Here is a 20,272-nt window from a genome sequence, read left to right on the forward strand (position 1 = left end):
CACCGCAAGGAGCGTCACCTCATGACCAGCATCGGCATCCTGGGCGCCGGCCGCGTCGGCGCCGGCCTCGCCAACAAACTCTCCGCAGCCGGACACCGCGTCGTCCTCGGTGTCCGGAACCCGGAAGAGACCGCAGCCCCTGCCGCCGGCATCGCCCCGCAGATCGCCTTCGCCGACCAGCGCACCACCGCCCGGACCGCAGACATCGTGATCAACGCGACGCCCGGCCACACCTCCCTGGACCGCCTGGCCGGCCTGCGCACCGAGCTCTCCGGAAAACTCCTCGTCGATGTCTCCAACGCCACCCGCGACGCCGATGACGGCCTGCCCGGCGACCTGTGCTATCCCGGCAGCAGCCTCGCCGAGCAACTCCAGGCCGCCCTCCCCGACACCCATGTGGTCAAGACCCTCAACACCATGCTGTTCATGGTCATGACCGCTCCCGAAACCCTGGCCACCCCACCGACGGCCTACCTCTCGGGCGATGACCAGACCGCGAAGAAGACCGTCACCGGCCTGCTCGGCGACCTGGGCTGGCAGCCCGCATGGATCGAGGACCTCGGCGGCATCACCACAGCCCGCGCCACCGAGGCCATGATCCTGGTGGTTCCCCATGTCATGCGCCGGCACGGCTTCAAGCCCTTCGCCGTCTCCCTCACCCGCTGACCCGTCAAGACCGGGTTCAGACCAAAACCAGCAGCGGGCGCGTGCGAGGCAGCCGGCACGGACAACGCCGCCATACGCCGGACTCTCACGTGCCAGGAGCCCGGTACCGGACTTGCCCGGCTCTGTGCAGGGCATCCAGTGTTTCATCGACGCTCAGGAGAACGGTCGTTTCGAACGAGCTGAGCGCGCCTCCTCCGCTGATGGCCAGGGCAACCGCGGCCATGGACACGTTGTCTGGGGCTTCCCAGAGGTTGTAGCCGTCGTGGGTGCCGAAGGCGTACCAGAAGCCGTGGAGCTTCCCGCCGACGGACTCGATGTACGACTGAGCGGCCTTTGCGCGGTCCTCCGGGTGGCCGATCAGCCTCGCCCAGGTCTCCGGCGTGTAGCTGAACCTCGATAGATAGAGCGGCATCGTCTCTCTCCCTTCGTTTCACCGATCGATGCCCACGCTCGGTGGGAGAGGACGGAGGTGGCCCGAGGTTCCCCCAAACGGCCGGGGGCGGCGACTGCCAGGGCCCACGGTCAAAGACTGAGCAGGCCGACCCGCTGGAGGTCGTTCACCCGGGCCAGTGGCACCGAGGACCGCTACGCCGCCACCGGCCTGACCGGCACCCCCACCTTCGCCGCCCGCGTCAAGATCGCCACCGGCTGGGCCTACGACCGGCCCTGCCGTGCCGGCGTCGGGCTGGCTTCCGGGTAGCCAGGGGTATGCCCGACGCTGCGCGAATGGCACCCGCACCCTTGCTCCGGCTCGTTACGGCGGGGGCTGAAGGCTCCTGCAGCTGGTCTCGGCGCGTCACGCGCCGCCCCGACAGCGGAACGAAGGAAGGGCCTGGTGACACCCGATCCCCCAACGAACGCGCGTGAGAGACTCGGCGGTCGGATCACCGAGGCAGAAGGGCCGCTTGCCATGTCGGACGCCATACCGTCGCCGGTGCATCTCGACAGGGTGGTGGACGGCCTGGCGGAAAACCCCGCCCTGCCGCCGGAGCTCGTGCGCCGCCTCCTCGGCTACCGCAAGGGCCATGGCAGGGTGGCCGACCGGCCGGACCTGAGCGATGACATGATCGCCGAGATCATTGCCACAGACGATCACTGGCTCACACACTCTCTCGCCCTGAACCGCAACCTCCCACAAGCCTTCCGCATGATGCTCGCCGAGCACCCGGATCCCGCAATTCGCAGGGCTGTAGCCGTTGCTGCGGACGGCGCACCGCGAGAGCTGTTCGAGCGGCTGCTCGACGACGCCGACCCGCAGGTCCGCGAACACCTGGCGGAGAGCGATCACATCCCGGCCGACCTACGGGCCCGGCTAGCGGCGGACCCGAACCCGAAGGTCCGGACGACGCTCGCCCAATGGTGGACGACGGCCCCGGAACCAGTGCGCCGACTACTCCTGACAGACCCCGACGACTCAGTACGAGCAGGAGCCTGCGCGACCTACTTCCGCCGGATTCCCCATCCCGTTCCTCCGGCAGACCTCGTTCCGGAGCTGCTGGCCGACCCGGTCACGCGCGCCGGGGCGGTGCGCCACTGCACGCTGGACACCGCCACCGCCCGCCGGCTGGCCCACGATCCGATCGATGAGGTGCGCGAGGAACTCGCGGAACACCCCGATCTCCCACCGGCACTGCGCGACAAGCTCGCCCAGGATCCCAACCTGCGCGTCGCGCTCCGTGTCTTCGCCCGTCAGGACACACCGGAGCCAACTCGAGCCACGATCCATGCACGGATCCCGTCCGACGCGCCCCCGCTGGACTGGCTTGCGAACCACGAAGCCCTGGACGACGACACTCTCGAACGGGAACTCATGGGCGAGATGGCCCGCGCGGAGCTCCGGGCACTGCGCCTGCCATGGGTGACGGCCGACCCCCTGCCGTACGTGGACTCGCCATACGTCTGCTTCCGCGCCTCGGCAGCAATGTCCGACCACCTCCCGCCGCCGCTCGTTGCCCAACTGCTCGACGACGAAGAGAGCAGCGTCCGCACCACCATGGCCCTCCACGCCCGAGACCGGATCGATCCCGACACCGCCGAGCGCATCGACCGGACCTACCGCCCGGACAAGATGGTCCGATGGCGTCCGGCCGACGACTTCCCCCTTCCGGCAGAGGTACTTCGACGCCTGGCCACGGACCCCGACCCGAGAATGAGGCAGCTGGCCCCGCGCGACCCCGACCTTCCCCTGGAACTCGCGCGCCGCCTGGCAGCTGACCCCGACCACATGGTGCGCCGCACCATCGCGACCCATCCCCGGATTCCGGCCGAGGACCTGACGCGGCTGCTGGCCGATCCGTCGGAATCTGTCGCAGCCACAGCAGCCGCAAACCCCAACCTGCCAACCACACGTATGCACCAGCTGCTCGCCCTCGCAGGCTTGTGACGCTGGGCGTCGTAGTAGTAGGTGCGAGTGGAGCGGGTTCCGGCGTTGGTCTTCTCCGTGGCCCGCTGCCCGGAGGCGGTGTAGGTGTGGCTGTTCCAGTACGGGGCTGCCCCTCCGATGCCCGTTGAGGGGTCCTCCCAGTGTGCTGAGGTCACCACGGCATCGGCAAAGGGGAAAAGACAGACAGCCCTGCAGGGCGCTCACGTGAGCAGGCGCAGTGATGTCGCTGCGATGCCCAGCCGTATGCTCTGGCCCCAGGTCAGCTGTAGGGCATCGGACTCCATCCCGTCGCCGAAGACCACGATCCGGTCCGACTCCACGGTCAGTCGCAGTCCTTGCTCTTGTTCGAGATGGCCGGAGATCCTTGAGGTTCCGGTCGCGGGCGATGGCCAGGCCTCGCGCACGAACCACAGGAGCCGGCGGTCGGCCGGAGCGGGCAACTGTGCAGTGCTGCCGCGTTCCAGCCACAGGGAGCGCAGCCAGCCGGTGGCGCCGGTGCCGGTGCCTACGAGTACCCCGGAGGACGCCTGGGCCTCGCCTGGGCCCTTCTCGCCGTCGGGGCCCAGGCGGTAGCGGGCCGTCTGATGGCCAGGCGGGCCCAGGTAGATCTCGTTCAGGGCGAGGAGGCGCTGGGTGTCGTCGGCGACGGCTTCGACCATGGTCAGGTCCTCCGTCCGCCCCCCGGTGGTCGCGGCACGCAGGAGGGCGGCCGTGTCGGCGCAGCGGTGACGGACCAGGACTCCGGGGTTGCGTCCCGGGTCGGTGTCGATGCCGATCACCGGCTGCCCGGAGAGGTACTTCGCGGTGTTGGCGACCAGACCGTCCTGCCCCACCACGACCACCACGTCCTCCGGCGCGAACAGGAAGCGGTCCAGGTCCGCCCGCTCCACCCGGGTGCTGCGCCAGGTGAGCGGCACCGCCGCCGCCACCTCCCGCAGCGCCTGCCGGGTCCGGTCGTGTCGGCGGACCACCTCGTCGATCGAGCGGCCCCGGCTGGAGAGGAAGAACGCGGCCTGCCCGTGTGACCCGTGCCGGTCGAGCAGTTCCTCGTACTCGGTCCTGCGGTGCACGAGCACCGCCCGCGGGGCCAGGCTCACGCGTCCGCCCCGGAATCCGGACGCCCGAGCCTGCCGAGGAGGCCGGTGAGGACGTCCGGGGACAGCGTGATGCTCTCGACCCGCGGCAGGTTCTCCGCCAGCCGGGTCGCCGCCAGGGCGTACAGCGTGCCCGGGCCGGTCTCGCCATGCACCTGGAGCCAGGCAGCCTGGGCCTCGGCACGTGCCGAGCCGGTCTCGCGCGCCGCCTCGGCGTCCGCGCGTGCCAGAGCGACCTTGCGGGCGGCCTCGGCCTCGGTCCGTACGCTGTCGGCCGCCGCCTTCTCCTCGGCCTCGCGACGGGAGTTGATGCCGCGCTGCTCGACCAGCTGCTCCTCGCGCCGGGCCAGTTCGATCTGACTGGCCAGCTCGTTCTCGGCGATCGCACGCTCGCGCTCGACGGCGACAGCCCGCCGCTCGTACGTGGCCCGGTCCGCCTCCTGCTGGATCTGCTCGCGGGCCGGCGTACGCAGGGCCCGCTCCACCTCGGCCTCGGGCCGGATCGCGACGACGCGCACGGCCACCACATCGATGCCGGTGGCCGGGAGCCTGGGCTCGGCGGCGAGACCGGCGGCGACGCTCTGCCGTACGGAGGCGACGCCGTCGACGAGAGCGACGGCCAGTGGAGTCCGGGCCAGCACATCAAGCGTGTGCTGCTGCGCGGTCTCGGTGAGGAGGGTGGAGATCTGCTCCAAGGGCGCACCGCGCCAGCTCCCGGTGTCCGGGTCGACGGAGAAGTCGAGCCGCTCCGCGGCTGCGGCCGGGTCGCTGATCCGGTAGGTGACGGTGGCCTGCACCGTGACGTCCTGGAAGTCGGCCGTGCGGGCGTGGAAGGCCATGGCCAGCTCCCGGTCGTCGACGGGCACTTCGGACAACGCCGCCGACAGCGACCGATACCAGAAACTGAGCCCTCGCCCGTCATGGACCAGCCGCCCGCGCCTGTGGTGGCGGATGTGAGCGGTGGGCGCGGAGCGCAGATGACGCCAGCCAAAGCGCCGGGTGATGTCGGCCATGGCGAACCCCCTTGATTTCGTCAATGCGACGATAAGAGAGAGGTGGTCATATCGTCAAGAGGACGAAAAGAGGTTCGCCCCCCATCCGAATCCGCTCCCGCATCAATCCATGCACTTCCTGCACACACCCCGCTCGGCAGGCACTGCGGGGGCTACGCGGCCGACTGTGATGGTGTGCTGGTCGACAGCGAGCGCATCGCCGTGCGCATCCAGGTCGCGCTGGGCTCGGAGCTCGGCTGGCCATTGACTCAGGTGGAGGTCGTCGACCGGTTCATCGGGCGCTTTAGGGAATCCATCTGCGCCCAGATCGCTCGGCGGCTGGGCGAGGAGGCGGCGGCGTTCTGGTGGGCCCAGCTGATCCAGCGTCACCGGGATGAGGTTGACGCCGGGCTGGCGGCGGTGGACGGGCTACACGAGGCGCTGCCGAGATCACCCCGCCGGTCTGCGTCGCCTCCCAGCGGCTCCCACGAGAAGATGCGCCACACGCTCGGCGTCACCGGACTCTACAACGGCTTCGTTGGGTCACATCTTCAGCTCGACAGAGGTCCCCCACGGCAAGCCGGCCCCTGACCTCTTCCTGTACGCGGCACGACAAGGGGGCGTCGCCCCTGCGGCGTGCGCCGTGGTCGAGGACAGCCTCCCCGGAGTCCAGGCCGCCCGCGCTGCAGAGAAAACACCGCCTGGGGTTATGAATGGCGGCGCCAAGGGTCACGCGAAGGGGATATTCCTAAACGCTAAAAAAGCTCTACCTAAGAGGCCGGAAGGCTACTATAGGGAATCCGATGTCTGGCCGATAGGGGGAGTTAATAGGGGAACCGAGCGACTGATTTTCGGTCGAAGAGGAGAAGTGTACTTTACGGGTGATCACTACAAGACGTTTGTGAGGATAAGGTGATTGACGAGTTTCTGGATGCATGGAAGGATCCTGGAGAGATTCTTCCTTGGCTGTCACTGGAGCCGTATTTTGTGAGCAGCGAGAAAATCTCCGATCTCTCTAGTGGGCTGCGGGGTGCCGGATTTACCGTCGCCGAGATTGATGCATCGGGCGTCACTTCGGAGGAGCAAGTGCTGGCCAAGCTCGGCGCTGACCTTTCGCTGCCTGACTACTACGGGGCTAACTGGGATTCGCTGAGGGAGATTCTCGTCGAGCGAGGTGAGGAAACTCCGTGGAGCTTGGCGATTGTGTTCCTGGAGAGTGATCGGTTCCTGGCTGCGAACGCACATGGTTTTGTAAGAAGTGCAGCGATCCTGCATAAGATGGCAGTCGATCTGGCCAGCATTGTCGATCGACCTTACGGCCAACTGGAGCTCTTTTATGTTGGATCTTGGGAATCCTCGGCGCGCTGACAATGGTGGTCGGTCAGTGAGTCAGTGAAACTGATCTGCTTGACGAACTGCCCAACCAGCGGTCCATGCCGGTATGGCGTTTAGCGCGAGGCAAAGGCACAGCGGCAGCGGGTCTCCGCCACCGGGCAGACGGTCGACCTCCACGCGGATCAGCGTCCCTTCGGTGATCGGCAGTATGCCGTTGTCCCTGCCAGTCGTCGTTGGGGAACCCTCAGGTTCCCCAACGGCCCCAGAGAGTTTTCTGCCACTCGTGGGCGTCGGGACCGCAGGCAGGGCGGGCCGTGCACGCTCACCGCCTCTCCGGATCCTCCGGGTGGCATCTTCCTGACCCTGCCGGACGGCTTCATCGAGCACACCAGCATGGCGGAGGGCCGGGCCGCGTTCGCGCTGCCCACCCGCCCATCGCCTGAACGACCGGCGCCGGGCGGGTGGGTGAAAGAAGGGCAGAGCCCGCCGGGCCGGCTGGGCGGCCACGACACTGACCGCCATGACCAGCACACCCGAAAGCCCCGCCGCGGCCCCGTTCTCTCGGATCAAGATCCGGACCGGGGCCCTGGTGTTCTGCGGCGGCGACGTCGCCCTCATCCGCCGCGACCGCGCTGACTCCACCCACTACACCCCGCCCGGCGGCAACGTCGAACACGGCGAAAACCTCGACGCAGCCCTCGCCCGCGAACTCGCCGAGGAACTCGACCTCGACGTTGACCAGGCCGAAGGCGGCGGCCTGATGTGGGTCGTCGACCAGCGCGTCACCGGCCCGGGCCCACCCCGCCGCCGCGCAAGCTCCACCTGATCTACCGCTTCCACATCACCCCCGAACTGCGCGCCACCCTCGCCGAGGTCGAACTGGACGAACTGCCCGACGGCAGCCACGAGACCGGCGTCATCGAGTGGATCGACTACCGCAAGACCGCCGAGCTGCCGATCTTCCCACCCATCGGCCCGGCCCTCGCCGCCCTGCCCGACCCCCGCGCCGCCGTCACCGACGCCGCCCTCGAAGCCGTCACCGACGACAACTACTCCCGGGTGTGATCCAGCACCCCGGGGCGGCCCGCCAGGCAGGACGGGTAGCAGTCGTTCACGGCCTGCTTGACGTCTTCGGGGCCGTTCCTGGGGGTGGCCCCCATCCGTAGTCGAATGCCCGCCGCAGCACCTCCCCACGGGTCTCCCCGGGCGCGGCGCGCATGATGGCCAGACACCCCTTCGTGTCGCCTGTGGTCGCCGGAATCAGGCTCATGACAGGGTCTCGGGTTGTTGTAGTGGTCGGGGTCTGGTCGGGGACGTTGATACCGAGGGCGGCCCGGGTGGCGTCGACCACCGCCCGGCTGGCCCACATGTACTCCCTGAGGGCCGCCTGCTGCTCCGTGCGTTGCTGCTGGGTGGGCCGCCGGGGAAAATCGCGGGCAGCCATCCAGATCGTGAGGTCGCGAGCGACCTGACGCATGCTGGTCCCGGTGACGGCGTCATGCTCACAGCGGGTGGTGTCGTGCCAGACGACCTCGTAGCCGCCCCCGTTCCGGACCGCGACAAGGGTGAAAACCCGGCCAGGCGCTTCCCTCCAGGCCTCGGCGCCACCGGGAAGTCGGGAGTTACCGGGAAGCGCCGTCAGGCCACAGCACGCATACGGGGATGCCCGTGCGTTCGGCGTAGGCGACGACGTCGGTGGTACCGCCGAACCGCGCGCGGGCTTGCCGTCCCAGACGGCAAGCAGGGCATCCACGACGAAGGGCGGCTGCGGGTCACCGAAGTGCGCGCCGGCCAGTACCTGGGCGCAGGCGCAGTCTCACCGTTCACGCTGCTGGTCGCGCCCCGCGTCCGCGAAGGTGAACTGGCCCTCGTCCACGGCAACCCCGATGCAGCGCACTCCTTCTCCTACACCGAGGACGTCGCAGCAGCGCTGGTGGCGGTCAGCAGCGACGAGCGGGCCTGGGGCCGGGCCGGGCACGCCCCGGTCATCACCACGACCGTACGTCATGCCGCAACCGCCCTCGCCGAACTCCACGGAGCGCCCGAACCGCGGTTGGAGCCGCTCACCGAACGGGACATGGCACTGCTGTCCTTCACCGATCCACTGTGGCGGGAGCTTACCGAGATGAGCTACATGTCCGAGCGTCCGTTCCTCGTGGACGACAGTGATATCCGGGACACCTTCGGTCTCAAGCCTTCAACGCTTCGCGAGGCGCTGACGGCCTGACGCGGCGGTGGGCGGGCCGGGTGTCCCCGGCCCAGCCGGTCGCACGCGAAGATCGTGCCTACTGTCCGTATCCGTATCCGTATCCGTATCCGTATCCGCATCCTTGCGACGCCCTGCCGGTCCGGTTCTTCTGGACCGGCAGGGCGGTTCACCGTGGGTCAGTCCCCTCGGACACCCCGGACGATCCGATCAATGACGGCTGCGGCCCGCTCCGGATCTTCCTTCAGCCACCTGCCGAGGTGGTCCTGGACGGCCCGTGCGACGCAGTCGCGTACTTCGACGTTACCCAGCACGTTCCGTGTGGAGCCCTCGAACCCGGGACGGTCCAGCTTCACCGACACGACCGCCGTCAGGCCCTGGCCGATCCGATCCGGGTCAAGTTCGGGGTCCGTAGCCGTCAGCAATCCCTGCTCCCGCGCGTACGCGGTGACCGCGGCCTTCATCCCGTTGCGGAAGCCCACCGCGTGTGTGCCGCCGGTGGTGGGTCGGCTGTTGGCGAAGCTCTGGACCCGCTCCTCAGAGCAGCTGCACCAGCGGAAGGCCACCTCCATCGTCCCCGCCATCCGAGGGTCCTCGTGTTCTAAGGCGATGGTGTCCATGGGGGCGCACGCCGCATGGCCGTCGAGGAAGGCGACGAAGTCCCGCGCCCCGCCCGGGAAGCGGAGCCGTACCGCATGGGACTCATCAGGGCGGCGCAGGTCGGTCAGGGAGATCTCCAGGCCCTGGTTCAGGAAGGCCAGTTCCCTGAATCGCTCTTCCAGTCCGTCGAACGAGAACTCTGCGGCTTCGAAGATGTCGGCGTCGGGCCAGAAGGCGATGGTGGTCCCGCTTCCGTTCGCCGGTCCCGCCTCGGTGATCGGGGTGGTGGCGACGCCGCGTGCGTACTCCTGGACCCAGCGGGCTCCTTCGCGCCGCACCTCGGCCGTCATCCGCTGCGACAGGGCATTGACGACGGCGGGCCATCCGCCGCAGAGGCCGAGCGTTACGTGGCGGCGGCCGCCGGCACCCACAACGGCCTGCATCTGGGTGAGCAGGGCTTCGAGCCCGGGACCTCCGACGGTCCCCGTCTTGTCGAGGGGAATGCCCGGCCCGTCGTCGGCGACACGGACGCCGCCGTCGGGCGTGAGGGTGACGTCGACGGAGGTGGCACGGCCAGCCAGAACCTCGTTCACCGCCTGGTTCGCAACCTCGAACACCATCTGGCTCAGGCCGCGTTCACTTGTCGAGCCGATGTACATTCCGGGCCGCTTCCGAACGGCCTCCCACCCCTCCAGTACCTGGATGTTGCTGGCGTCGTACCTGGTGGCTTCCTCGCTCACGATGTCCCCTCCGATGGTGTCCAGCAGAACCTCCAGGCTAGGCGAGTTCCAGGAAAGCACCAGGTCAGAGCCCTTTATTCGATGCCGCGGGCGGGTGTGTGAGCGACTGTCCGGAGGTGGTCGGCCCAGGGGTCGCGATGCATCGCCGGAGTGCGGCCGCGGCCCCGTCGAGGGCGCGCACGGCACCCTTACCAGCGGGCCCGGGGCCCCGGTTTCGAATCCGGCACATCTTCCTCCGTCCGGCACCTCTTCCCGGGCGGCAAGCCGGCTCCCGGGGGGATAGCGGCACACCGGTCTCGGCGGGCAAATGGCAGGCCAGCGCCGCAACCTGAGCCGTCTGCAGTGCTGTGAAGGAGGGCAGGCGGCCGGTGCGCTTGCGGTCCGCCAGGCCGGGCAGCCTCGCCTCAGCGAAGCGGCCCCGCCACCTGCGCACGGTGTCGACGTGCGCCCCTGCGCGCTCCGCGATTTGAGCGTTGGCCAGCCCACATGCCGCGTGCAGGACGATCTGCGCGCGTAGGAGCAGCCGGTCTCGGTCTTGTGGCCCCAGGCCATCTTCTTCAACCGGTGCCGCTCGCCGGCGGCCAGGGCTATTGGGCATGCGGTGGCAACGGGCGCGGATACCTTTCAACCATTGGGCGTGGCATGGCAGGACTACGTATTTCTGCGCGACATATGTGTCGACATGCGCCTGCATGGCGCCGTGCGGCGGCGGAGCGGCCCGGTCCACGGAGTCGGTCCTCGGCGGGAGACGGGGACCGGGCGGCCCGATGTCCGGATCAGGCAGGGAGCGGTTCGGGTGCCGCCGACGGGTCGCGGAGTGGCTTGAGCGCCTGGGACCAGGCGATGATCTCGTCGAGCATGGTGAAGAGTGTCGATTCCTGGCGGGTGCTCGGTGTGCAGGTGCCCGGGTCGGTGGGATCGGTGGGGTCGGTGAACGTGAAGTCGGTGAACATCGCCAGGGCCACCTGAGTCTGCACATCGGCGATCTTCACCTCTGCCATGACTTGCCGCAGCTGCTCCACCGCGCGGATGCCGCCGTGCGCGCCGTAGCCGACGAACCCGGCCGCCTTGTGGTGCCATTCCTTGTAGAGGAAGTCGATCGCGTTCTTCAGCGCGGCGGGGACGGAGCGGTTGTATTCCGGGGTGACGAACACGAACCCGTCGAAGGCGGCGATGGTCTGCGCCCATCGGCGGGTGTGCGCGTTGGCGTAGCGGCCGAAGGCCGCGGGCACGGGCTCGTCCAGCAGGGGGAGTCCGTATGCGGCTACGTCGACGACCTCGACGGCTGCCTGGCCGGCGGCGACGGCGGGATGGCGGACGGAGGTGTCGGCGACCCACTGGGCCACGGCCTCGGCCCGGCGTCCGGGACGGGTGCTGCCGATGATGATGGCAATCCGCATCATTCGCTCTATCTCCTTGGTTGTGGTGGTGCGTCGGTGGCCGTGTTGGCCGCGGTCACTCGGATCGGTAGGAGCCGACTTCGTCCAGGTAGGTCACGGTGGGAGGCTCCGTGCAGATCTCGCTCAGGGCGGCGCGGTAGCGCTGGAATGAGGCCAGCCGGTGGTGCGGGGCCGCTACCGGGTCGCCCTCGGACTCGATCAGGGCCAGAAAGCTGTCGCTGCCGTCGAGTCGAAAGGTCTCGTAGCGCAGGCCGCGCGGGCAGGCCCGTTCAAGGTCCGCGTAGACGGCGTGCAGCAACGCCACGCTCTGCCCCACGAGTTCCGGCCTGACCGTGTACCGGATCATCACGCGCATGGTGCCCCTCCTGCGGTGCCATCGGCCGTTAGATTTCATCGGACAGCCTGTCTTTCAAAAGACAGGCTGTCAAGCGAATGCTAGGATGCTGAGCCATGCCCCCCACTCGGAAGTACGAGCAGCGCCTGCGCGCCCGGGCCGCGGAGGAGACAAGGTGCCGCATCCTCGACGCCGTCTACCAGCGCCTGCGTGAGGCGCCGGCCGAACCGGTCAGCGTTGACAAGGTCGCCAAGCTCGCAGAGGTGTCGCGCTCGACCGTCTACACCGTCTTCGGCTCCCGTGCGGGCTTGTTCGACGCGCTCGGCATGGACCTGCTCCAACGCGGCGGATTCACCGCGATGGTGCGCGCGGTGCTCCACCCGGATGCCCGAGAGGGCCTGCGCGGCGGCATCCGCGGCAACGTGCTGATGTACGCGGCACACCGGGACGTACTGCGCGCGTTGTTCTCGATGGCCCAGCTCGACGCCGAAGCGGTCGGCGGCGCGGTCCAACGCCTGGAACGCGGACGCGCCGAAGGCATGACCGGCCTCGCCGGCCGGCTGGCCGACCAAGGCGTGCTCCGCGACGGCCTCACCGCCGCCCAGGCAGCCGACGTGCTGTGGCTGCTGACCAGCTTCGACAGCTTCGACCTGCTCTATACCGGCCGGGCGCTGCAACCCGACGACGTCACTGCGACCTTGGTCAGCACCGCCGAGCACGCCTTGTGCTCCTGAGGATCACCGGCAAGACGACGACTCGCTGCCGACCGTGCTGCCGGGCAGCGAATGTGCCTCTGCAGCTGCCCTACAGCTCGGAAGCGGCGCGGGTCCACGTCGTAGCCGGTGACCCGGTGATCCGGTGCCCGGTCTCGGTGGCGCGTACGGCCGGCGGCAGCCCGACGTAGCCCTGGCCGGCTACGACGGCATGACGACTCCACTCGGTAGGAGAGGAAAAAGTGGCTCTGGTTTCCGTGGTGATGCCGGTGCACAACTCGGCGGCCACGCTCGGTGCCTCGATCCGGTCGGTGATCGCGCAGACGCACACCGACCGGGAGCTGCTGATCACCGACGACGCGTCCACCGGCGGCTCCATTGAGCTGCTGGCGGAGTTCGCCCGGCAGGACGAGCGGATCCGGCCCGAGCCGGCCCCCGTGCAGGGCGGGGCGGCTCGGGCCCGGAACCTGGCCCTGCGGGCCCGCGGCGACTACGTCGCCTTCCTCGACAGCGATGACATGTGGCTGGCGGACAAGGCCGAGAAGCAGGTCCGCTTCGCGGCGGAGGCCGACACGCCGCTGACGTTCACCTCCTACTACAAGGTGGACGCCGATTACGCCGGTGTGGCAGCCGATTTCACCCCCAGCGGCAGGGTGGTGTGGGCGCCCCGACCGGGTCGACTACCGGGCCATGCTGGTCCAGGACCACATCGGGGCCCTGACCGCCATGTACGACCGCAAAGCGCTGGGTACCCGGCTGATGCCCGACATGCCCAAGAGGCAGGACTACGCCCTGTGGCTGTCGAACATGCGCGACGGCGCCTGCGCCCGCGCGCTGCGGGAACCGCTCGCCTTGTACCGGGCCCAGCGCCCGGGATCGCCGGCTGGGTGAAGGACGTGTGGCCGCACGTGGAAACACTGCGGCGGCGCTCGGGGCCTGGATCGTCTTCGAATTGCGCCGTGAGGCGCTGTGATTCGTGTGGAGGTGAGAGACCTTCACCGCCGACCTGTCGTAGCAGGGAGGTGGAGCTGAGGGCAGCCTGATCCGGGTGATGCCGGGGAGGGTGGGAGCGGCCCTGACAAAGCCGGGACGTGCCAGTACTGCCAGATGGTGCGGGTTCGGCGAGCGGGATGGAGAGGAGTACGCGAGGAACCGGCGTCTTTACGTCTCTTAACGACTACACCGGCTCGAACCTGGTGGATCTGGGCCGGAGGCGGTGCGCACTCGCTGTCTTTGTGGCAGTGGGGAACTCCTTGGCCGGTATTTCGGTTCTGGCACACATTCCGTGAGGACGATCACCTGGGTTCTGCCACGGTGACCTGCCGTCATCTGGGACCGTGGTGCGGTGTGATGACCTCATATCGGTGCTGTTTCCGCACTTCAACGGGGTGCTGGTGGAGCGGGTGTTCACGGAGTGCGGGGTGGTGCACATAGTGGCGAGGACCCTTGATGGCAGTGCTTCGTGCCCTGACTGTGAACTTCCGTCGGATCGTGTGCACAGCTGCTACGGGCGTCGGCTGGCTGATACCCCGGTCGGCGACCAGCCGGTCCTGATCGAGCTGACCGTGCGACGGTTGTACTGCGACAACGACCGGTGCGGGCGTCGTACGTCCGTCGAGCAGGTCGAGGGGCTGACGTTCCGCTACGGGAGACGGACGTCTGCTTCGCGCCGGCTCCTGGAGGCCGTGGCCGTCGCGCTCGCCGGTCGGGCGGGAGCCCGGCTGGCCGTGGTCCTGCACAGTGTGGTCAGTCGGACGACGCTGCTGAGGCTGCTGATGGCGCTTCCTGACCCAGCCTGGAAGGTGCCCAAGGTGCTCGGGGTCGATGATTTCGCGACCCGCCGCGGGCAGCACTACGGGACTGTGCTCATCGACTGCGAGACCCGCAAGCCACTCGGCCTGCTGCCAGGACGGGACGCCGGGACTCTCTCCGCATGGCTGCGTGAGCATCCTGGCATCGAGGTGATCTGCCGAGATCGTGCTGGCTCCTACGCGGAAGGCGCCCGCACCGGGGCCCCGCAGGCCGTCCAGGTCGCTGACCGTTTTCACCTGTGGCAGAACCTCGGCACTGCGTTGGAACAAAGCGTGCGCCGGCACAACGGATGCCTGCGGTCACCCGCCTCCGGTCCCGATGACGGGCCGGACACAGAGCCGCCGCCGGCAAAAGAGATGTCACCGTTCGAAGCCCGTATCCGTGCACGTCACGCCGTCGTCCATACGCTCCTCGACCAGGGCCACGGCATCCGGGAGATCGCCCGCGAGTTACACATGGGCGGGAACGCGGTTCGGCGATGCGCCCGCGCGGCAACCCCAGAGGAGTTGCTCGGTGGCCGGCGGCAACCACGGCCCAGCCAGCTCGACCCTTTCAAGTCACACCTGGACAAACGCTGGGCAGAAGGTCTCACCAACGCGATCCAGCTGCACTCCGAGCTCCAGTCTCTCGGCTACCGCGGCAGCTACCAGATCATCAGCGACTACCTGCGGCCACGACGCCGACGTCGCATCCGCGTCGTCGGGCCCGCGCCGCCAGGAGTCCGGCAAGTCACCGGGTGGATCATGCGTCACCCCGACCGGCTCTCCGGGAGTGAGGGCCAGCAGCTGACCGAAGTCCTCGCCCATTGCCCGGAACTCGCGGCAGCCCACCGCCTCGTCCGCAGCTTCGCCGAGATCCTCTCCACCCGCACCGGCCAGCACCTGAAGGACTGGGTCGTCAGCGCGCGAGCTGAGGAACTTCCCGACCTCCACTCCTTCGCCACCGGCCTGGAGAAGGACTGGGATGCCGTGGTCCAGGGCCTGACCAGCCAGTGGAACTCCGGCCCTGTCGAAGGCCGCGTCAACCACATCAAGATGATCAAACGCCAGATGTTCGGCCGTGCCAAGCTCCCCCTGCTCCGCAAACGCGTCCTTCTCACAGCAGCAGCTAACAGATGACCCGGGACCAGGATTGTCAGACCCCTGCGCCATGCTCGCCCGTATGAACGAAGACGCCTTCTGGCAGCTCATCGAAGACTGCAGGCCCACGGAACCTGACCCTGAGGCCGAACTGCTTGCACCCGCAGTGACCGAGCGTCTTGTCCAGTCCCCGTTGTCGCTGGTCACAGGCTTCGCCGAACAACTGTCTTGGGCGCTCTACCGACTAGACCGCAAGGAATACGGATACAACCTGTCCCATGACGCCTTCCTCTACACCCGTGCTGCCGTCGTCGCCGCCGGCCGCGCCGTCTTCGAGAGCGTCCTCCAGGACCCTGCAGTCTTCGAGCCTTACGCCACGAACCTCATCTGGGCCGAGAGCCTGCTCTACACACCGGACCGTGCATACAAGCGCATCACCGGGGAGGAATGGGACCGCAGCACGCGATATTCCTACGAGTCGTGCTCGAACACCGAGGGCTGGGCTGACTGACCACCGTCGCCAACACCTGGTGGCGAACTCACGAGCTGCTGATCGTCCTCACGGAATGTGTGCCAGAACCGGTATTTCGAAGCCGTCCTGGAGGCCACGAGGAAGGTCTACGGCGTACTCGTGGCGATGCCGCAGGGACACAGTCGGGCTCCTACTCCAACGAGCGAATCACGGTGAACACGGGAACCGCCCGTTCTCAACTCCCCTTTCGTGCACGGCCAGTGCCCGGTTGGGGATAGGCGCATCTAAGGGCTGTCCCGTAAGTGATCTTCTTGTCGCCTCGGGCATGGTGAACCGCCGTGCGGCCCGCTTGCCTATCCGGCGAGGGCGAGGTTGTGCATCCGGGCGATGCCGAGCATGGCGTGGTGAACGCCATCGCCTTTGAGGCGGCAGTCGCGGAGAATCTTCCAAGTCTTCATACGGGCAAAGACGTGCTCGACGCGTGCTCGGACCTGCTTGTGGGAGCGGTTGTGTTCCTCCTTCCAGTCCGGGAGTTCGGCCTGCCCCTTCGCCTTTCGGTGCGGGATGACCAGTCCGGTGCCCTGGTAGCCGCCGTCGGCGATCGTGGTCGTGTTGCCGACGGCGGCCTTGGCGCCGGACTCCTCCCATCCGCGGGAGTCGTGCCGGTTGCCCGGCAGGGGCCGGCCGACCACGACGACGAGACGGGTGTCCGCGTCGATGACGACCTGGTGGGCGGTGGAGTACCGGTAGTTCTTCGACTGCTCCGCCACGGAGTGGTCGCGGGTGGGAACCAGCGTGCCGTCCACGATGAGCACGGTGCCCTTGGCGAACCGCTTGCGGGGCTGGAGCGCGAGCATCGGCCCGAGGTGGTCGATGATGCGGTCCGCCGCCGACTTCGAGATCCCGAACAGCGGAGCGAGCTGCCGCATCGTCAAATTTGTGCGCCAATAGGCCGCGACCAGCAGTGCTCGGTCCTCCAACGGAAGGCTCCACGGCCGGCCCCTGCGGACCGCATCCGCGCCCTCGCGCCGCAGAACCGTCACCAGCTTCCCGAACGCACGCGGGCTCAGCCCGGCGAACGGGGCTATCCAGGACGGCTCCGACGCCGTGATCACACCAGCCACGGCAAGATCATTCCACTGCTTCCCGCCCGTCCTGCCCGAACGCGATGCGGCAGCGTTCGACCTGGTCGGCCACCCGCTCCATGAACCAGCGCATGATCTCGTAGGGGATGACGTGCTCATCATGGCTGTGGATGTGGACGGTCGGTTCCAGATCCGGATCCTCGTCGGGGACAAACGCCACCAAGAAGGCGGCTCCAGGCAGGTGCCTCTCGGCGCTGGGGTTCTCGACCCACGCGGCTGGCGCCGGCACGGCCTCGCTCAGCTCCACAGCCCAGGCATCGTCGGGCAGGGCGTAGTGGAACTGGATGGCGTAGTGACGTCCTGCATGTTCTCGCAGCTCGGCTGGCATGACGGCAGGCTGCCACAGGCGCGAGGTCCGAGTCGCGGCCCCGCCAGCTCTTACGGGACAGCCCTTAGTACGCCCGCGCAGCCGCGAGGTTCTCCGCGAAGCTGGGCGTCCGCGGTGTCCCACACGATCCCAAGCTCTTCCAACTCGGCGGCCCGTTCGCCGGTCATGTTCCCGGCCCGGAAGGTGCGGCGCTGGTCGGAGAGCCACCGCCCGAGCGGGTACGCGCCCTCGGTGTGGTCGTAGGGCACCTCCAGGTGCTGCTCGCGTTCCCGGTAGCGCCATGCGGCCTCGATGCCGCGGCGCCAGTCCTGGCGTTCGGTGTTGAAGACCTGGTAGCTGATCCACTTCGCGATCAGGGCGGGGTCGCGCGGGGCGGCGAACCGGAGGAGCAGCCGGGCCTCCTCCTCGCCTGCGTCGGGCGCGGAGCCGATCAGGGGCGACGGCGCTACGATGCGCTTCTGCTTTTCCTGGGGAATTACGAGCATTTCCACAGCGCGTTCATCATGCGCCCGAAGCCCCTGCAATACCCGAATGAGAGGGCTATAGGACTTCGAGGTGAGAATGTCCTCGGGATTCTCGTCCTCGGCCAGGAATACCGGCACGATCAGGGTAGCCATCTTGCCTTCCCCGGGCTTCTGTCGGAGGGCTCGGCCGATGGCCTGGACGATGTCGACGGCCGAGCCCTTGGGGTCGATCAGGGCCACGCTGTCCACGGCTCGAATATCGACGCCTTCGCCCAGAACTCGGCAGTTGGCGAGCACGGCGCGGCCGGCCCGGCGGCCGAAGTCGGCAAGAACGGATTGCCTGTGCTCGGCCTCGTGCTGTCCGCGCAGCCACCCCGTCCACACCTTCGCCGGGTGCCGGACGGGGTCGACGGCGTGCAGTCGGGCCGCGACCCGCGGCAGGCCCTCGGCGAACGCCTGCGCCTCGATCGTGCGGTGGTGGAAGGTGATCGTCGTCTTCAGATCATGGGTGGCCATCGTTTCCAACAGGGCGGTCTGCATCGCGGCGAGCCGCTCACCCCGCAGCTCCTCCTCCCACCGCTCCTCGCTATAAAGCCGGTCCGGCGTGACCACCGGGTCGGTCAGCTCCGCCACGACGACCTGATACCGCGCCAGCAGCCCGCGCGAGATCGCGTCCGCCAGCGTCAGCTCGTAGACGACCGGCCCGAACACGCGCGGGTCGTCCATCGAGCACGCCAGCTCCGCCCGGCAGGGCCTCGTGCAGGGGTCCGCCCACGTACGTTTTCCCCTCGGCCTCCGCCTCCCGCCGCCGCGCCTCTTCCTCACGCTGGTGGGCTGCCTCAGCCGCCCTCTTCTCCGCCCGGGTCCGGGGCCGGCGCTCGGCCCAGACCCTCGGGGTGGCGGTCATGTAGAGCCGGCGATCGGCCGGGATGACCTCCTGGCGGTGCACCTCCGCCCACGCCTTCCCCGCCGATCCGCTCGTCCGGTGCGCCTCGTCCACCACCACCAGGTCGAAGGGCTCCATCACCAGCCCGTACTCCCCGCCGAACGCCTCGGCCACGACCGGCAGGGAGGCATACGTGGCGTACACGGTGACCGGGCCCCGGCCGTGCCACAGCGCGAGCTGCGGCGCCGACGTCGTCGACCGCACCTGAAGCGCGTAGAGCTGGGCGTCGTCCTCCAGCGAGCACACCGCGACTGCGGGTTCGCTGTGGCCGGCCGTGCGCCACTCCTGCGCGGTCTGGGTCAGCAGGTCCAGGGTTGGCAGCAGCACCAGGACCCGCCCGCCCCGGGCTAAGGGCTGTCCCGTAAGAGCTGGCGGGGCCGCGACTCGGACCTCGCGCCTGTGGCAGCCTGCCGTCATGCCAGCCGAGCTGCGAGAACATGCAGGACGTCACTACGCCATCCAGTTCCACTACGCCCTGCCCAACGATGCCTGGGCTGTGGAGCTGAGCGAGGCCGTGCCGGCGCCAGCCGCGTGGGTCGAGAACCCCAGCGCCGAGAGGCACCTGCCTGGAGCCGCCTTCTTGGTGGCGTTTGTCCCCGACGAGGATCCGGATCTGGAACCGACCGTCCACATCCACAGCCATGATGAGCACGTCATCCCCTACGAGATCATGCGCTGGTTCATGGAGCGGGTGGCCGACCAGGTCGAACGCTGCCGCATCGCGTTCGGGCAGGACGGGCGGGAAGCAGTGGAATGATAGGCGGGCCGGCTCGACCGGCACGTCCCCCTCGGCCCGGACCAGGCCGCCCGCCCATTCCAGCGTCCGCCGACCGGCAAGGGACCCGACCACCGGTCGGTGGACGCCGCGCGAGAATGTGGCCGTGTACACCCACGAGGGCTCCCCCGCCCGCCGCCTTCTCGTCGCTGCCTTGATCCCGCTGGCCGCCGATGCCGCGGCACAGCAGATGTGGCTGAAGTCGTTCCCCATCGCCACGGACGACCTGCTGTACGACTTCGACAACGCCCTGCCGGTCTTCGCCCACGAAGAGGCGGACGAGATCGACGCCGCGGCCGTGATGGGGGAACTCCGCATGATCGAGGATCACTTCCAGGAGATGTGCGGTGACCGGCCAGCTGACCCCTGGACTTACGAGGCCCTGGCCACCGATCCGGCCTGGGCGGCGGTGCGGGACCTGGCGCGCGAGATCCTCTTCGTCCTCACCGGCGACCGCACCCTCCCCATGCCCGACATCACCGTCATCCCCGGAGCCCCAGACACGGCGGCCCGGGTACCGGTCAACCGCTCTGCCCCGTAGCTCGGTCGGGGGCGGGCGGGCCACTTCGCGGAGTGCCTGCGGCGGGGTGGTCACGCTGGAGCCGACCGCCTAGCGCCAGGCCACCGAGGGCACCCGCAGTCGGCGCTTGGCGGACGTCCGTCCCTCGCAATCCCCCCGGGGGGGCGGAGGGTTAGGTGTGCATCTGCCGGAGCTTGGTTACATCCGTGTCTGGGTCTTCTGCTTGAGGCGTTCGTAGGGTGTCTGGCCGCCGAGAGCGCCGTGTGGG

26 protein-coding genes and 1 pseudogene are annotated in these 20,272 nt (G+C 68.6%); 15 read left to right on the plus strand and 12 right to left on the minus strand.

The window, feature by feature from the left end:
• The first annotated feature begins 21 nt into the window (after positions 1–21).
• Positions 22–666, plus strand: coding sequence for an NADPH-dependent F420 reductase (locus AC067U_RS21230; RefSeq protein WP_478831295.1), 645 nt, complete (start codon positions 22–24; stop codon positions 664–666).
• Positions 667–751: 85 nt separating this feature from the next.
• Here AC067U_RS21230 and AC067U_RS21235 read toward each other — a convergent pair whose 3' ends face one another.
• On the minus strand, positions 752–1,078 hold the full coding sequence (locus AC067U_RS21235) for a GYD domain-containing protein (protein WP_478831296.1): 327 nt from the start codon (positions 1,076–1,078) through the stop codon (positions 752–754).
• Between the two features lie 57 nt (positions 1,079–1,135).
• On the opposite strand from AC067U_RS21235, the gene AC067U_RS21240 reads away from it, so the two are divergent.
• Both AC067U_RS21240 and AC067U_RS21245 read left to right on the plus strand, forming a co-directional pair.
• Positions 1,136–1,366, plus strand: a complete 231-nt coding sequence (locus tag AC067U_RS21240; RefSeq protein WP_478831297.1) for a hypothetical protein — start codon at positions 1,136–1,138, stop codon at positions 1,364–1,366.
• A gap of 135 nt (positions 1,367–1,501) precedes the next feature.
• Positions 1,502–3,049, plus strand: a complete 1,548-nt coding sequence (locus AC067U_RS21245) for a hypothetical protein (protein WP_478831298.1) — start codon at positions 1,502–1,504, stop codon at positions 3,047–3,049.
• A gap of 200 nt (positions 3,050–3,249) precedes the next feature.
• Here AC067U_RS21245 and AC067U_RS21250 read toward each other — a convergent pair whose 3' ends face one another.
• Positions 3,250–4,146 (minus strand): hypothetical protein, encoded by an 897-nt coding sequence (locus AC067U_RS21250; RefSeq protein WP_478831299.1) that lies wholly within the window; start codon positions 4,144–4,146, stop codon positions 3,250–3,252.
• Positions 4,143–5,156 (minus strand): SPFH domain-containing protein, encoded by a 1,014-nt coding sequence (locus AC067U_RS21255; protein WP_478831300.1) that lies wholly within the window; start codon positions 5,154–5,156, stop codon positions 4,143–4,145. Before AC067U_RS21255 ends, AC067U_RS21250 begins: the two co-directional genes overlap by 4 nt.
• 174 nt (positions 5,157–5,330) lie before the next feature.
• Here AC067U_RS21255 and AC067U_RS21260 point away from each other — a divergent pair, with 174 nt between their 5' ends.
• The 6 genes from AC067U_RS21260 to AC067U_RS21285 all read left to right on the plus strand — a co-directional run bounded on the left by AC067U_RS21260 (position 5,331) and on the right by AC067U_RS21285 (position 8,697).
• Positions 5,331–5,726: an HAD family hydrolase gene (locus AC067U_RS21260; RefSeq protein WP_478831301.1), complete on the plus strand. Its 396-nt coding sequence runs from the start codon at positions 5,331–5,333 to the stop codon at positions 5,724–5,726.
• A gap of 52 nt (positions 5,727–5,778) precedes the next feature.
• Positions 5,779–6,051, plus strand: coding sequence for a ribonuclease domain-containing protein (locus tag AC067U_RS21265; protein WP_478831330.1), 273 nt, complete (start codon positions 5,779–5,781; stop codon positions 6,049–6,051).
• Entirely contained in the window at positions 6,048–6,503 is a 456-nt protein-coding gene (locus AC067U_RS21270) for a barstar family protein (protein WP_478831302.1), read from the plus strand. Before AC067U_RS21265 ends, AC067U_RS21270 begins: the two co-directional genes overlap by 4 nt.
• A 487-nt stretch (positions 6,504–6,990) precedes the next feature.
• The gene (locus AC067U_RS21275) at positions 6,991–7,296 is read left to right on the plus strand and encodes an NUDIX domain-containing protein (RefSeq protein WP_478831303.1); all 306 of its coding nucleotides are present in this window, start codon (positions 6,991–6,993) and stop codon (positions 7,294–7,296) included.
• Entirely contained in the window at positions 7,233–7,535 is a 303-nt protein-coding gene (locus AC067U_RS21280) for a hypothetical protein (RefSeq protein WP_478831304.1), read from the plus strand. Before AC067U_RS21275 ends, AC067U_RS21280 begins: the two co-directional genes overlap by 64 nt.
• Positions 7,536–8,250: 715 nt before the next feature.
• A complete protein-coding gene (locus AC067U_RS21285) occupies positions 8,251–8,697 on the plus strand; it encodes a Rossmann-fold NAD(P)-binding domain-containing protein (protein ID WP_478831305.1) in 447 nt (148 codons plus the stop codon).
• A 158-nt stretch (positions 8,698–8,855) separates the two neighbouring features.
• Here the strand turns inward: AC067U_RS21285 and AC067U_RS21290 are convergent, their stop codons facing one another.
• The 4 genes from AC067U_RS21290 to AC067U_RS21305 form a co-directional block, all read right to left on the minus strand.
• Positions 8,856–10,016 carry an ATP-binding protein gene (locus AC067U_RS21290; RefSeq protein ID WP_478831306.1) on the minus strand — a complete coding sequence of 387 codons (1,161 nt, stop codon included), beginning with the start codon at positions 10,014–10,016 and terminating at the stop codon, positions 8,856–8,858.
• Positions 10,017–10,080: 64 nt separating this feature from the next.
• The gene (locus AC067U_RS21295) at positions 10,081–10,710 is read right to left on the minus strand and encodes a helix-turn-helix domain-containing protein (protein WP_478831331.1); all 630 of its coding nucleotides are present in this window, start codon (positions 10,708–10,710) and stop codon (positions 10,081–10,083) included.
• 82 nt (positions 10,711–10,792) lie between these two features.
• A complete protein-coding gene (locus AC067U_RS21300; RefSeq protein WP_478831307.1) occupies positions 10,793–11,419 on the minus strand; it encodes an NADPH-dependent FMN reductase in 627 nt (208 codons plus the stop codon).
• Positions 11,420–11,471: 52 nt separating this feature from the next.
• Positions 11,472–11,771 carry a hypothetical protein gene (locus AC067U_RS21305; protein ID WP_478831308.1) on the minus strand — a complete coding sequence of 100 codons (300 nt, stop codon included), beginning with the start codon at positions 11,769–11,771 and terminating at the stop codon, positions 11,472–11,474.
• A 95-nt stretch (positions 11,772–11,866) separates the two neighbouring features.
• Between AC067U_RS21305 and AC067U_RS21310 the strand changes: the two genes are divergently transcribed.
• Positions 11,867–12,484 carry a TetR/AcrR family transcriptional regulator gene (locus AC067U_RS21310; protein WP_478831309.1) on the plus strand — a complete coding sequence of 206 codons (618 nt, stop codon included), beginning with the start codon at positions 11,867–11,869 and terminating at the stop codon, positions 12,482–12,484.
• Between the two features lie 70 nt (positions 12,485–12,554).
• On the opposite strand, the gene AC067U_RS21315 is transcribed toward AC067U_RS21310, so the two are convergent.
• A complete protein-coding gene (locus tag AC067U_RS21315) occupies positions 12,555–12,830 on the minus strand; it encodes a hypothetical protein (RefSeq protein WP_478831334.1) in 276 nt (91 codons plus the stop codon).
• Between AC067U_RS21315 and AC067U_RS21320 the strand changes: the two are divergent.
• The 3 genes and pseudogenes from AC067U_RS21320 to AC067U_RS21330 all read left to right on the plus strand — a co-directional run.
• Positions 12,727–13,327, plus strand: a pseudogene (locus AC067U_RS21320) (glycosyltransferase family 2 protein); the annotation flags it as partial. The gene AC067U_RS21315 and the pseudogene AC067U_RS21320 overlap by 104 nt on opposite strands.
• A 500-nt stretch (positions 13,328–13,827) precedes the next feature.
• Positions 13,828–15,393, plus strand: a complete 1,566-nt coding sequence (locus AC067U_RS21325) for an ISL3 family transposase (protein WP_478831310.1) — start codon at positions 13,828–13,830, stop codon at positions 15,391–15,393.
• Positions 15,394–15,436: 43 nt separating this feature from the next.
• Positions 15,437–15,865, plus strand: a complete 429-nt coding sequence (locus AC067U_RS21330; protein WP_478831311.1) for a DUF4240 domain-containing protein — start codon at positions 15,437–15,439, stop codon at positions 15,863–15,865.
• A 314-nt stretch (positions 15,866–16,179) separates the two neighbouring features.
• Here the strand turns inward: AC067U_RS21330 and AC067U_RS21335 are convergent, their stop codons facing one another.
• From AC067U_RS21335 to AC067U_RS21350, 4 genes are read right to left on the minus strand one after another with little or no spacing between them, the layout of a single operon-like run.
• Positions 16,180–16,950, minus strand: a complete 771-nt coding sequence (locus AC067U_RS21335) for a transposase (RefSeq protein WP_478831312.1) — start codon at positions 16,948–16,950, stop codon at positions 16,180–16,182.
• A 7-nt stretch (positions 16,951–16,957) separates the two neighbouring features.
• Positions 16,958–17,299: a hypothetical protein gene (locus AC067U_RS21340; protein ID WP_478831313.1), complete on the minus strand. Its 342-nt coding sequence runs from the start codon at positions 17,297–17,299 to the stop codon at positions 16,958–16,960.
• A gap of 50 nt (positions 17,300–17,349) precedes the next feature.
• Entirely contained in the window at positions 17,350–18,303 is a 954-nt protein-coding gene (locus AC067U_RS21345; protein ID WP_478831332.1) for a helicase associated domain-containing protein, read from the minus strand.
• Positions 18,304–18,349: 46 nt separating this feature from the next.
• Entirely contained in the window at positions 18,350–19,036 is a 687-nt protein-coding gene (locus tag AC067U_RS21350) for a DEAD/DEAH box helicase family protein (RefSeq protein WP_478831314.1), read from the minus strand.
• A gap of 88 nt (positions 19,037–19,124) precedes the next feature.
• Here AC067U_RS21350 and AC067U_RS21355 point away from each other — a divergent pair, with 88 nt between their 5' ends.
• Both AC067U_RS21355 and AC067U_RS21360 read left to right on the plus strand, forming a co-directional pair.
• Positions 19,125–19,466, plus strand: coding sequence for a hypothetical protein (locus AC067U_RS21355; RefSeq protein ID WP_478831315.1), 342 nt, complete (start codon positions 19,125–19,127; stop codon positions 19,464–19,466).
• Positions 19,467–19,590: 124 nt separating this feature from the next.
• Positions 19,591–20,025, plus strand: coding sequence for a hypothetical protein (locus tag AC067U_RS21360; protein WP_478831316.1), 435 nt, complete (start codon positions 19,591–19,593; stop codon positions 20,023–20,025).
• Positions 20,026–20,272 lie beyond the last annotated feature (247 nt).

It is taken from the genome of Streptomyces sp. NPDC043853 (genome assembly GCF_056436025.1).

Bases quoted from the DNA above. Each gene is read 5' to 3' on its own strand.
- AC067U_RS21230 (WP_478831295.1), top strand. From the start codon at position 22: ATGACCAGCATCGGCATCCTGGGCGCCGGCCGCGTCGGCGCCGGCCTC.
- AC067U_RS21235 (WP_478831296.1), bottom strand. From the start codon at position 1,078: ATGCCGCTCTATCTATCGAGGTTCAGCTACACGCCGGAGACCTGGGCG.
- AC067U_RS21255 (WP_478831300.1), bottom strand. From the start codon at position 5,156: ATGGCCGACATCACCCGGCGCTTTGGCTGGCGTCATCTGCGCTCCGCG.
- AC067U_RS21275 (WP_478831303.1), top strand. From the start codon at position 6,991: ATGACCAGCACACCCGAAAGCCCCGCCGCGGCCCCGTTCTCTCGGATC.
- AC067U_RS21295 (WP_478831331.1), bottom strand. From the start codon at position 10,710: ATGCAGGCGCATGTCGACACATATGTCGCGCAGAAATACGTAGTCCTG.
- AC067U_RS21300 (WP_478831307.1), bottom strand. From the start codon at position 11,419: ATGATGCGGATTGCCATCATCATCGGCAGCACCCGTCCCGGACGCCGG.
- AC067U_RS21305 (WP_478831308.1), bottom strand. From the start codon at position 11,771: ATGCGCGTGATGATCCGGTACACGGTCAGGCCGGAACTCGTGGGGCAG.
- AC067U_RS21310 (WP_478831309.1), top strand. From the start codon at position 11,867: ATGCCCCCCACTCGGAAGTACGAGCAGCGCCTGCGCGCCCGGGCCGCG.
- AC067U_RS21330 (WP_478831311.1), top strand. From the start codon at position 15,437: ATGAACGAAGACGCCTTCTGGCAGCTCATCGAAGACTGCAGGCCCACG.
- AC067U_RS21340 (WP_478831313.1), bottom strand. From the start codon at position 17,299: ATGCCAGCCGAGCTGCGAGAACATGCAGGACGTCACTACGCCATCCAG.
- AC067U_RS21345 (WP_478831332.1), bottom strand. From the start codon at position 18,303: ATGCAGACCGCCCTGTTGGAAACGATGGCCACCCATGATCTGAAGACG.
- AC067U_RS21355 (WP_478831315.1), top strand. From the start codon at position 19,125: ATGCCAGCCGAGCTGCGAGAACATGCAGGACGTCACTACGCCATCCAG.